This window comes from Flavobacterium sp. 21.1 (genome assembly GCF_057801535.1).
The window spans coordinates 531364-544154 of sequence record NZ_JBYNXA010000003.1 but is presented as its reverse complement, the minus strand read 5'-3'; the positions used below and the strand labels follow the sequence as shown (position 1 = coordinate 544154).

Here is a 12791-nt window from a genome sequence, read left to right as displayed (position 1 = left end):
TGAATCAAACCCGAAGGCATGTCCGGAAAACGACTGAAACGACAATTACTCAAGAAAAAACTCTTCAGCAAGAACCGATTGGTGATACTGAACGAAGATACGTTCGCAGAGATTTTTTCACTGCGGCTGACGCTGATGAATGTCTTCATCGTGGCAACGGTGGGCGCCTTACTGATTATATTCGTGACGACCTATATCATTGCTTTTACGCCGCTACGCGAATACATTCCTGGTTATGCTTCGACAGAATTGAAACGACAGGCGGTCGAATTGGCTATAAAATCCGATTCGCTAGAAAAAGCCATGAAGCGGAACAATGTGTATGTCGAGTCAATTAAAAAAGTACTTAACGGCGATCTGGAATATGCCAAACTCAATGTAGATTCCATTATCGCTGCTGAAAAAATCGATCCGGAAACGTTGGTCATGGAACCTTCCAAAAGTGAAATGGAATTGCGAAAAGAAATGGATAATAAAAACAAGAAGAACTGATGGAGTGGACCGCCGATTTATTGCAGATGCCCCTGTTATGTAGTGTAATTTTTATGCTTGGCGGACTGGTCATGTACCTTTTTCCGCCCAAAAACATAAATTCCCTCTACGGATACCGAACTTCCGGTTCCATGAAATCGATGGAGCGCTGGCATTTTGCCCAACGGTTTTCAGCCTTAAAAATGATGCAGGGCAGTGTTTTACTGTTCTTTTCCTCTTTTTTAGGATTGCTTATAAAAATTAAAGGAGAATTGGCGCTGATTCCAGGAATCCTGCTTCCGTTACTCGTAGTTTTCTTTATTCTTTTTTCCACTGAAAATGCCCTTAAAAATAAATTTCCAAACAACTGATCCGAATGTCTTTAAAAGCTTTCATGGCCAAACAGTTCGCAGCCATCATCCATTATAGAACGCAAAAATGGGTCACTAACCCAGTGGAAACCCAACAACAGGTTTTCAATGATTTAATCGCCGATGCAAAAAACACCCAGTTTGGAAAAGATCATGATTTTTCCGGAATAAAAACCGTTGCCGATTTTGCGGATAAAGTCCCTGTTCGCGATTACGAAGCCCTGCGTCCGTACGTGGACCGAGTGGTGAAAGGGGAAGAAGATATTTTATGGAAAGGCAAACCGATTTATTTTGCCAAAACTTCCGGAACGACTTCGGGAGCAAAGTATATTCCGCTTACCAAGGAATCCATGCCTTATCACATTGAAGCGGCGAGAAATGCGATTCTGAGTTACATTCACGAAACCGGAAAAGCAGATTTTGTAGATGGAAAAATGATTTTCCTGCAAGGAAGCCCCATCCTGGAAGAGAAAAACGGAATTAAGTTTGGACGTCTTTCGGGAATCGTAGCGCATTTTGTGCCCAATTATCTGCAAAAAAACCGCATGCCCAGTTGGGAAACCAATTGCATTGAAGATTGGGAAACCAAAGTAGACGCCATAGTCAATGAAACCTTCCACGAAAACATGGCGGTCATTTCCGGTATCCCGTCGTGGGTGCAGATGTACTTCGAAAAGCTTAAAGAGAAAGCTGATAAACCGGTTGGCGATTTGTTCAAAAACTTCAATCTGTTTATTTACGGCGGAGTGAATTACGAACCCTATCGGGCAAAATTTGAAAGTCTGATCGGAAGAAAAGTCGATTCGATTGAATTGTTTCCAGCATCCGAAGGTTTTTTCGCCTATCAGGATTCCCAAAAGGAAAAAGGGATGTTGCTACTATTGAATTCCGGTATTTTCTACGAATTCATCAAAGCTGACGAATTTTTCACCGAAAATCCAAAACGTTACACTATCGGCGAAGTGGAATTGGGGATTAATTACGTCTTGATTTTATCTTCCAACGCCGGACTTTGGGCGTATAATATCGGTGACACGATTCAGTTTACGAGTTTAAAGCCTTATCGAATTATCGTTTCCGGCCGTATCAAACATTATATTTCTGCTTTTGGCGAACACGTTATCGGGAAAGAAGTGGAAGCAGCTTTACAGGAAGCGATGGAAGGAACCGAAGTACATATCAATGAATTCACCGTTGCACCGCAAGTTAATCCAACGGAGGGCCTGCCTTATCACGAATGGTTCATCGAATTTGATAACGAGCCAAAGAATATGGACGAGTTTGCCTCACGGGTAGATCAGGCCATGCGAAAGCAAAATGTATATTACGATGATCTGATCGCCGGACACGTTTTACGCACCTTGGTAATTAAAAAAGTACCTAAAAATGGATTTCAGAACTATATGAAATCCATAGGTAAACTGGGTGGGCAGAATAAACTGCCACGACTGTGCAATGACCGCAAGATTGCCGATGAACTCGAACAACTTTAGTCAGAAAATGAAGCAATTGATCTTCTTTTTGTTTTTATCAACCCTAGGTTTTGCCCAAACCAAAGGAATCGTTGTCGATGAAAACAACGCACCCATTTCGTTTGTCAGCATTTGGGTGGAGAATGAAAACATCGGAACCACTTCGGAAGAAAACGGTCAGTTTGAGATAAAAGTTTCGGATGAAAACAAGAACCTGATTTTTTCGGCTTTGGGTTTTGAAAAGAAAATTGTAAAAGCTACGGAAGCTGCTACGGTGAAGTTAAAAGCAACGTCTTACGATCTTAAAGAAGTGGTTGTCGTAAACAAAAAAGAAACCAAAACAAGAGAGATCGGAAACGTCGAAAGTGGCTTTCTTCAGGCCTTTGACAATGGTCCGCGAATGGATGCCAAGTTTTTTCCTTACGATCCGTCCTATAAAAAAACGAGGTTTATAAAAAAGGTGACCATCCAGACCGACAGCGGTATCGAAAACGCCACACTTAAAATCCATCTGTATGCCGTTGCGGATGACGGTTCGCCAGGAGAAGATCTTCTGGGAAAAGATTTCATTGTTCCCATAAAAAAGGGCGTGCTAAATCATAAAATCGATGTTTCGGGACTTAATTTAACCATGCCTGTGACCGGTATTTTTGCCTCTTTTGAAAAATTAATGATTGAAAGCAATAAAAAGGAAACTAAGATAGCAGACGGCAACACGCAAAAAATAAAAATACAGCCCACCTATTTCCCCTTCATTTTATACAATTTTACGGAGCGGGATTTTATATATACCTTCTCGGGCGGGAAATGGTTAAAACAAACCAGTGACAACGATGCATCTTCACACAAAAAAGTCTTTGAACCTGCAATAAATCTAATCCTCACCAACTAAAAAATAAAAAACTATATTTGTGGGTTAGAAAATAAAAAAGTTCATGAGAGAATTTAAGAACATTTCGCGCTCACGGGCGCAAGAGTCGTCGGCAGCTATTGAACGACTGTACATTACCATGCGTCATTTGTTTAACCGTGGTTTTTATAAACCGATGGGAGTTTCAGGGGAAACTTTACGTGAAGCATTATTATCATTACGACCGGAAATTTACGGTTCCATCGCCGAAGAAAAGGTAGAATTAAACGGATTGTTGTATGTGATAGAACGACTACCGGTGGGAATCGAAGAATGCCGGTACATCAATTTAACTTCAGACGAAGGGTATTCAAAATCGCATTTTCAGCCCATCGTTCCTCCAAAAAGAAAAAGAAACTGTTACCGCATTGACGACGAACAGATGAACATCGAAATTACGAGAGGACGTTCGGATATCTATGACATTTTAACGCATTTGACCTTCATCTTTATCGAATCGCACAAAATCAAAGACCGCGTGATGATCGATGAAGACGGAAAATTGACCCGCGATTGGGAAAAGCTTGAGCAGGTCGTTCTTCAGAACAAGAAACTGACTTTAATTGACCGCGAGAAAGCCATCTCCCACGCTTCAAGTATTCTGGGACGGACTTTCGCCGAGGTAATCGACATTTATGAAGGTTTCGGAACCAAAGAAAAACCGGATCGTTTTCTGCATGTGATCTATTGGTTAGGGAAACTGGCCATTGAAGAAATTATAGACAACAATAAAAGGACCATTACGTTCAGTCCGATTTTAAGGGAACGTTTGGGACACCATATTTACGGTGAAATCTGGGCGAACAATATCAAAGAAGTTTTAGAACAGAATGATTTGCTGGTTCGACCGATCCACATCATCAGTGCGAACATGCACAGCGTAATGAATTCGATTTTTGCCGAACCGGTGCTGGGAAGCAAATATAAAGGAAGCGATGATTTTCAGATTTTTGGGGATTTGAGTAAATCCGGAAATGATACCTTACGCAAGAAAGTGGAAGAATTTGCGTTACTACACGGAATGATTTCACTGCCGGATACATCAGGAACCAATATCGACGTTCAGATATTTGATACAGCGAAAGTCAACCTGAAGAAATCAGCATTTCCAAGCGCAAAATTCGGGAAAGAACAGCCCGTTCTGATTGTAATGGATTATGCCTTCGGTGAGCAGGCTTTTGAAACGATTGATGAATTGCTGAAGCCTTATAAAACCGGAGACGGAAAAATATTTCTGAATGTGGAATCGGTGTCTATTATGGGTAAAGCCGGAATTCTGCAGGGCGGAAAAGGAGATATTATGATTCCGAACGCCCATGTGAATGAAGGAACGGCGGATAATTATCCGTTTGAAAACGAATTGACAGCCGAGATGTTTGAAGGGAACGGTATTCCTGTTTTTGCCGGACCAATGGTGACGGTTTTGGGAACATCACTTCAGAATAAAGATTTATTGCAGTTTTTCCATGATTCGACTTGGGGTGCCATCGGTCTGGAAATGGAAGGTGCTTATTATCAGAAAGCAGTACAGTCGGCCTCGAAAATACGCAAGAGCATTAATCCGAATGTAAAAGTGCGTTATGCGTACTATGCTTCGGATAATCCTTTGGAAACAGGAAGTACATTAGCATCCGGCGGATTGGGGACCACTGGCGTAAAACCGACTTACCTCATTACAATTAAAATATTAGAACAGATTTTTAACATACATTAATTCATTTTTATGAGCAATAGCCCTCAGGTCAACCCGAATGATCAGGAAATCGATTTAAGTCAACTTTCAAAAAAAATAGGAGATAAGATTCAGTCGTTTATCGATTGGTTGTTTGACGGAATTTTATTCGTCCGAAGAAACATCATAATCATCGGAATTTTATTTGTTGTTGGTGCCGGATTGGGTTTTTATCTGGATACAAGTAGCAAAGTCTATGACCATCAGGTGATAGTGACGCCTAATTTCGGGAGCACGGATTATTTATATGCAAAAATCGACCTGATCAATGCGAAGATCAAAGAAGGCGATACTGTTTTCTTAAAGAAGATCGGAATTCAAAAGCCAAAGAAATTTTCCAAAATAGAAGTTGAACCTATTGTGGATGTTTACCGTTTCATAAACAACAACGAGCAAAATTTCGAAATGTTGAAGTTAATGGCGGAAGACGGTGACTTAAAGAAGATCGTCGAGGATAATCTGACCAGTAAAAACTATACTTTCCATACCATTTCTTTCACTACAAAAGGTCAGACTACCGAAGAAATGACGCTTAAGCCTTTATTGAATTATTTGAATGAAAGCGAATTCTATCAGAAACTCCAAAAAGAATACCTTAATAATATCGGCGAAAAAATTAAGGAAAACGACAGTATAATTGCTCAGATTAACGGCGTAATGGATCAATTTTCGCATGCAGTTGGCACTAATCAGAAAAGTGATAAACTGGTGTACTACAACGAAAATACGCAGTTGAATGATGTAATTAAAACCAAGGAAGAATTGATCACCGAACAAGGATCGAAGCGATTAGAGTTGGTCACTTCTGATAAAATAGTAAAAGACAGCAGTTTCACCTTAAATGTTCAAAACAACGAAATGGTGAACGGTAAGATGAAATTGATAATTCCGTTAGTGTTCATAGGGGTTTTCGTGTTCCTGGGCTGGGCCAGAGATTTTTACAGAAGACAATTGAAAAAGAGAAACCTAATCTAATGAAGAATATTTTAGTAACAGGTGGAGCCGGATTCATCGGAGCCAATTTTGTTCCCCATTTTATAGAAAACAATCCGGAGTATCATCTTGTAAATCTGGATTTACTGACTTATGCCGGAGATTTGGACAACGTAAAAGAAGTAGAAAATCATCCGCGACACACTTTTGTCAAAGGTGATATTTGCGATCGTGCTTTTATAGAAAATCTTTTTCATGAATATGATTTTAAAGATGTGATCCACTTCGCAGCCGAAAGCCACGTTGACAATTCGATTTCAGGACCGGAAGCCTTCATCAAAACCAATGTGATCGGGACATTCAATCTTTTGGATGTGGCGAGAAAACATTGGATGAGCGTGCCTAATCAATATAAAGAAGGTTATGAAAATTGCCGCTTCCACCATGTGTCGACCGATGAGGTTTATGGCACTTTGGGAGAGACCGGTTTATTCTCGGAAACCACGCCTTATGCTCCTAACAGTCCCTACTCTGCTTCAAAAGCGGCTTCGGACATGATTGTAAGAAGCTATTTCCATACGTACGGAATGGATGTGGTTACAACAAACTGTTCCAACAATTACGGTCCAAAACAGCATAATGAAAAGCTGATCCCGACGATTATCCGTAAAGCGATCACAGGAGAAAGCATTCCGATCTACGGCGACGGGAAAAACGTACGCGACTGGTTATATGTGCTGGATCATTGTAAGGGAATCGAACTGGCTTTTCATAAAGGAAAATCGGGTGAGACTTATAATGTGGGAGGAAGAAATGAACGAAACAATTTGTACATTGCCAACACGATCTGTGAACTTCTGAACGAGTTAAAGCCAAAATCAGAAGGACGCTACCAGGATCAGATCACTTTTGTGAAAGACCGTCCGGGGCATGATTTGCGTTATGCCATCGACGCCACAAAGATTGAGACAGAATTAGGCTGGAAAGCCGACGAGAATTTCGAAACCGGAATCCGTAAAACCATTGCTTGGTACTTGGAACGATTGGCTTAAATTTAAAATTTTCGGATCTCATCATTATATAAACTTTAAATTTCGACTTTGCAGCTTTGCAACTTTGAGACTTTGCAACTTAAAAAATGAAAGGAATTATATTAGCCGGAGGCTCAGGAACGCGTCTGCATCCGTTAACATTAGCAGTCAGCAAGCAGTTGATGCCTATTTATGACAAACCGATGATTTACTACCCACTGTCAACCTTGATGTGGGCGGGAATCCGTGAAATCCTGATTATTTCAACGCCGCATGATTTGCCTTTGTTCCGACAATTGTTGGGTGACGGAAGTAATTTAGGATGCCGTTTTGAATATGCAGTACAGGAACATCCAAACGGACTGGCGGAAGCGTTCATCATCGGAAAAGAATTTGTCGGTAATGATAAAGTGGCATTGATTCTGGGTGACAATATTTTCTACGGAACAGGTTTGGCGGAATTGCTTCAGGCCAACAACAATCCTGATGGCGGTATTATTTACGCTTATCACGTGCATGACCCGGAGCGTTACGGGGTTGTTGATTTTGATGCGGAAGGAAAAGTCCTTTCCATCGAGGAAAAACCTTTGCAGCCTAAATCCAATTATGCCGTTCCCGGAATTTATTTCTATGACAACGATGTTTTAGACATTGCCGCCAATATAATGCCAAGCCACCGGGGCGAGCTGGAGATTACCGATGTCAACAAAGAATACCTCAACCGCGGAAAACTTCAGGTGAGTATTCTGGACCGCGGAACCGCCTGGCTGGATACCGGAACATTCCAGTCGCTGATGCAGGCCGGACAGTTTGTGGAGGTGATTGAAGAACGTCAGGGATTAAAAATCGGCGCCATTGAAGAAGCCGCTTATAAAATGGGCTTCATCGATGCAGGTCAGCTAAGAACATTAGCCTCTCCTTTGTTGAAAAGTGGTTATGGCAAGCATTTGATGAGCTTAGTTTCTAATTAATAAACAGTAATTACCCAACATCTTTAATTGGGAATTTTTAAAATAAAATGAATTTCATAGCGACTAAATTATCCGGCTGTTTTATCCTGGAGCCCAAAATAATTAATGATGCCCGTGGTTATTTCATGGAAAGTTTTAATGAACAGACATTCCAAAACGGAACCGGACAACCGACCCATTTTGTACAGGATAATCAGTCTTATTCCACTAAAGGTGTGTTGCGCGGATTGCACTATCAGTGTGGCGAACATGCACAGGCAAAGTTGGTGCGCGTGCTGCAGGGAGAGGTTTTGGACGTGGCAGTAGACATTCGTCCGGAATCGGAAACCTACGGACAGTATGTGGCCGAAATTTTATCGGCAGAAAACCAAAGACAATTGTTTATACCGCGAGGCTTTGCGCATGGATTTCTGGTGTTGAGCGAAACAGCCACGTTCTTCTACAAATGCGATAATTTTTATAATAAGGAATCGGAAGGGGGTCTTATCTACAATGATCCGGCTTTGAACATTGATTGGGGTTTTCCCGAAAGCGAACTGCTGATTTCCGAAAAAGACATGATATTACCTAATCTGGAAAATGCAAGGAAAGTATGGTAGTTCTGGTTACAGGCGCTAATGGACAATTAGGACAGGCATTGCAGTTTATATCCGAGAAGTATTCGGGTATTGATTTTGTTTTTTGCTCTTCTTCCGAGTTAGATATTACAGACAGTGATGTATGCGAATCCGTTTTTGTGAAACACAGTCCGCAGTTTTGTATCAATGCTGCAGCTTATACAGCTGTTGATAAGGCTGAAAGCGAATACGAAAAAGCACATGCAGTTAATGTCGGCGGAGCCAAAAATTTAGCGCAAGCCTGTAAAAAACACAATAGCATTTTATTTCATATTTCTACTGATTTTGTATTTGACGGTGAAAAAACAACACCCTATTCGGAAGAAGATCTTCCCAATCCAACCGGTGTATACGGTCTGACCAAACTGGACGGTGAAGAAGCCATTCAAACCATTTTGGAACAGCATTTTATCATTAGAACATCTTGGGTTTATTCGCAATTCGGAAATAATTTCATGAAAACCATGTTGCGACTGGCTTCAGAGCGAGATAGTTTGTCAGTGGTTAGTGACCAAATCGGTACGCCTACCAATTCGGTTGATCTGGCGGAAGCACTTGTTAAAATGATCACATTTTGCGAAGATCATTCAGATTCAAATGCATATGGAATTTATAACTTCAGTAACGAAGGACAATGCAGTTGGTACGATTTTGCTCAAAAGATATTCGCCGTCAACAAGATTGAAATTACGTTAAATCCGATTCCGACTACAAGTTATCCAACGCCCGCAAGAAGGCCGAAATACAGTGTATTGGACAAAACCAAGATAAAAAAAACCTTTGGAATCGACATAAAAAAATGGGAAGAAGCTTTGCAACCCTCCCCATCTGCTGTGTAGTTTAGGATATTATTTTTTGACTATTTTCTTAGTGATCGATTTTCCGTCGACAGTCTCCAGCTGCAGTAAATACAAGCCTGAAGGCAATGGCGACAGATTAATTTCATTGTTTTGCAGTTTTCCGTTTTGGATTTTTCTTCCGTCAATTCCGTATAGGGTATAGTCTAGCGATTCCGATCCGTTTAAAACATATACGATGTCTGTTATTGGATTCGGATACACAACAAGTCTGTTCAACGCATTATCATCGGCCGTCAATGTTTCTGCTACACCCTGAATACTGATGTTGTTAAAAACCACCTGATCTCCGGTATCGGCCGTCAAATTCGGGCCGGTAAAACGGATACGAAGTTTCAGATTCGGATTATGGTTTACTGCGAGAATCTGTGATAAATCAATTTCTAATTTCTGGTAGGTGGTTGTAATTGGGTAAGAGGACGTTGTCATTCCCGTAGTTATCCAGATCGGTGTTCCCGGGTTAATGGAATAATCGACCGTGATACCTGTGGCCGCACCTTCATCAATAACCGCAAAGGCCAATTTGATATCCTTATAGCCCATTGTCGAAATGTGCAACTGTATTGCATTGTCCAGATTACCACTTTTGAAAGGCTGTTTGATCTGGATGCCTCGCATATTGGAATTTTCATATGTTAAGTTCTGGTTTACGATCGGAATGTAGTTTATCGGACTCGGGTCGTTTCGTCTTTCCATGGAAGCTTTTCGATAGCTCGGATTACCGGTAGCGAAGGGATAACCAACCAAACAGGATTCATAATGAAGCGTTCCTTCTGAAGCTATTTCGAAAGTCGAAGCGATATCGGTTAAAGGTACATCGTTCGGAAGGTCGGTATTCATCATCCAGAAATAAATAACTTGCGGAAGATTTGAATTGCCTGCTGGTGCAAAGTGGGCTGTCACAGAAAAATTTCCGTTAGGTGTAAGGGTTATTTCTTCGGTGGTGGCGGAAGAAGCCCCGCTCCAATGACTGAACACATAGCCCGGCAAAGCGATGGCTTTTATTTTAACCGGAATGTTGTGGAAATAAATTCCGGTCCAGGGATAAGGATTTGCCGTTATTCCCGGGGTACCGTATTTGATATCTATAGTGTTCATTTTTATGTATCCATGAGAGGCATCATCAACATCTAGGGTCGCATTGATGTTCTGACTGATATTGAATTTTTGTCGGATGTGCTGACGCTGGTAACCAGGACGGTCGGTGGCAAATGTTCTTTCGCGGTTCAGATGATAATTCCAATCCGAGTTATTTTCAGGACCTTTCCATCGGAAATACTGATCGTTCATTTCCGGAGCAATAACGGCTGCCATGGCATTGATCTGGCCCACAACTCTGGTGGTGAGGAAATTTGTATTCATCAAATCGGCAAAACGATTGATAAAATCATTTTTAAACGTAGTGTTGGTCAAAAGTTTACGAAGTACCTGTGTTGCCCAAAGTGGCTGGACGTTCGCATCTGTCGTGGTAGCGTCAGCTAAGGTGTTGAAGTCAGCATCGTCAAAAGTACTGGTCACATCGTGGAAGGCCCAACGCCAACGGCCATCATGAGGATAGGGAGCATTTGGATTCAGCGTTGTTCTTTTTCTCCAATACAGCGTGTTATTGGTTAGCCAATCGTCGTTATTCAGATAGATATTACTGATGAAATAGTCCATGAAATTTGCAGTATCCATTCGGGTTTGGATATAGGCGTAATTAGTGCTTGTTGACAAATCTCTTGTTTCAATTTCATTTATGAAAGAAAGGTAATCCACACGGTCTCCTTCATCAATGGAATAATGGTCGTGCAGCAAATCAACCGCATCGATGTCATAGACCAACTTAAAATAGTTGTCATCATAACGTTCCCTCAGGGCTAAAATTCCCCAATATTCTCCATTGACAATGGAAATAACCTGTTGATGTGCTTCGGTTTCCATTCGAAGGTCTTTCACCAGTTCGTTGCATAAGCAATCCCTGAACATGGTATTGTTCCAGTCGCCTCCCTGATTTTTTATAAGTACGCGTTCGTATGCAGTATACGGCTGATCAGAAAACAGCGGATACTCTAATTCGTCTTTCCCATAATTTGATCTTGCATATACACGCAGGGATTTATTGGGATACTCCCTGGAATGGTCCCCATGGATACGAAGGCCCACCTTTTGGTTAATGACTTCCTCACCATTTACAAAATAGTTTAGGTTAGCTATTCGTTCGGTTTCTTCGCCATGCAGACCCCAATTTGCTTCATCATTGTCGGGTTCATCATTGGGATGGGCTGCACGCCAATCGTCGAAGATTTTGCCTGCCACAGAAATACCGTCGACATAATCATAAAATTCGTTTTCATTAAAACTTATGGAAACGACCGGAAGCGTAAATCTATTTTCTCCCTGCGGCGAAATGAAGTAATTTCGGGTCACGGTTTCGCTGGGCAGCGCTCCTGCTTTTATGACTTTTGCTCTTACGACCGTAGCTTTAAAGATGGGGCCGTCAGGAAAGTAATCCGGTGCAAAATCCCAGGTGGTGGATATATTGGCAAGTTTATTGGGTTGCGATGTGCGATCGGCAATTGCAATAGGTCCGCTATAAGTAAGCGTTCTGAAACTGTTTTGATAGAGAGGACCGTAAGGTTGCCCCGGCAGTTCAGGATAGCTTTTTTTATAGGAATATGTTGTTCCTCCAAGGTTATTGGGATTGGGTTCTGATCCGTCCAGCGTATAAAGTATGGTTGCGCCGGAACTGTTGGAAGTTATCGAAAGATTAAATCCGGTGGTTCTGAATTCGGAAGGATGCGAAAATACGGGAGCACTTAAAGCCTCGCTGTAACCGGTCGTCGTATTCACGGCATTTGGCGTTGGTGATGAGAAGAAAGCGAACGTACTGCTTCCGTTTGGAGATCTTCCATACGAAACATCAACTTGTAAAGCGGGCTGAACCACAGTATTTATATTACCTCCCGAAGGGTTGGTAAGTATCAGGGTTTCGCCTGAAATACTGAGTTTAAAATTTGTGTGGAGCGGACTTCCGGCAACGGCCCTGTTTTTATCGGAAGCCCAAACGATCAGATATTGTCCGGAATTCAAGGTGACGCTGGGAAACGTCCACTTATAAAGTGCGGCAGGATCATCGGATAAACCGTGGCCCAGCAGATTTACCGGACTTGACCCCGCGTTATACAATTCGATCCAATCCTCATGACTGCCATTTTCGTCGGTTACAGAAGTACTGTTTGAGGCCATTAGTTCGTTAATGACTATATTTTGGGAAAATAGAGAATCGTAGCTTAGAACAACCATTGCGGTTAGTATCCAAAAAGTAATTTTTTTCATGCGAACAGAATTTACACAAAGTTACTAAATACCTAAATGTCAATTAATTATATCCGACACAGTGCGGTTATAAACGACAATTTACATTTTTTGTCTGACGTTTTTTAA

The 12791-nt window shown here is 41.5% G+C and carries 11 protein-coding genes; 10 read left to right on the top strand and 1 reads right to left on the bottom strand.

What is annotated here, in order from left to right; genetic code table 11:
- The first annotated feature begins 18 nt into the window (after positions 1 to 18).
- From AC3E9U_RS09195 to rfbD, 10 genes are all read left to right on the top strand, one after another.
- Positions 19 to 492 (top strand): peptidase, encoded by a 474-nt coding sequence (locus AC3E9U_RS09195; RefSeq protein WP_488746606.1) that lies wholly within the window; start codon positions 19 to 21, stop codon positions 490 to 492.
- Positions 492 to 842 carry an SdpI family protein gene (locus tag AC3E9U_RS09190; RefSeq protein WP_488746605.1) on the top strand — a complete coding sequence of 117 codons (351 nt, stop codon included), beginning with the start codon at positions 492 to 494 and terminating at the stop codon, positions 840 to 842. Before AC3E9U_RS09195 ends, AC3E9U_RS09190 begins: the two co-directional genes overlap by 1 nt.
- 5 nt (positions 843 to 847) lie before the next feature.
- A complete protein-coding gene (locus AC3E9U_RS09185) occupies positions 848 to 2335 on the top strand; it encodes a GH3 auxin-responsive promoter family protein (protein ID WP_488746604.1) in 1488 nt (495 codons plus the stop codon).
- Positions 2298 to 3206, top strand: a complete 909-nt coding sequence (locus AC3E9U_RS09180) for a carboxypeptidase-like regulatory domain-containing protein (protein WP_488746603.1) — start codon at positions 2298 to 2300, stop codon at positions 3204 to 3206. Before AC3E9U_RS09185 ends, AC3E9U_RS09180 begins: the two co-directional genes overlap by 38 nt.
- A 43-nt stretch (positions 3207 to 3249) precedes the next feature.
- Complete coding sequence (locus AC3E9U_RS09175; RefSeq protein ID WP_488746602.1) at positions 3250 to 4938, top strand: DUF6909 family protein; 1689 nt, start codon at positions 3250 to 3252, stop codon at positions 4936 to 4938.
- A gap of 9 nt (positions 4939 to 4947) precedes the next feature.
- Complete coding sequence (locus AC3E9U_RS09170; protein WP_488746601.1) at positions 4948 to 5931, top strand: hypothetical protein; 984 nt, start codon at positions 4948 to 4950, stop codon at positions 5929 to 5931.
- On the top strand, positions 5931 to 6941 hold the full coding sequence (gene rfbB / locus AC3E9U_RS09165; RefSeq protein WP_488746600.1) for a dTDP-glucose 4,6-dehydratase: 1011 nt from the start codon (positions 5931 to 5933) through the stop codon (positions 6939 to 6941). Before AC3E9U_RS09170 ends, rfbB begins: the two co-directional genes overlap by 1 nt.
- Positions 6942 to 7027: 86 nt before the next feature.
- On the top strand, positions 7028 to 7891 hold the full coding sequence (gene rfbA, locus AC3E9U_RS09160; protein WP_488746599.1) for a glucose-1-phosphate thymidylyltransferase RfbA: 864 nt from the start codon (positions 7028 to 7030) through the stop codon (positions 7889 to 7891).
- A gap of 47 nt (positions 7892 to 7938) precedes the next feature.
- A complete protein-coding gene (gene rfbC, locus AC3E9U_RS09155) occupies positions 7939 to 8490 on the top strand; it encodes a dTDP-4-dehydrorhamnose 3,5-epimerase (RefSeq protein ID WP_488746598.1) in 552 nt (183 codons plus the stop codon).
- Complete coding sequence (rfbD, locus tag AC3E9U_RS09150) at positions 8484 to 9347, top strand: dTDP-4-dehydrorhamnose reductase (RefSeq protein WP_488746597.1); 864 nt, start codon at positions 8484 to 8486, stop codon at positions 9345 to 9347. Before rfbC ends, rfbD begins: the two co-directional genes overlap by 7 nt.
- Before the next feature lie 9 nt (positions 9348 to 9356).
- On the opposite strand, the gene AC3E9U_RS09145 is transcribed toward rfbD, so the two are convergent.
- Positions 9357 to 12683 (bottom strand): CotH kinase family protein, encoded by a 3327-nt coding sequence (locus AC3E9U_RS09145; RefSeq protein WP_488746596.1) that lies wholly within the window; start codon positions 12681 to 12683, stop codon positions 9357 to 9359.
- Between the last annotated feature and the right edge of the window lie 108 nt (positions 12684 to 12791).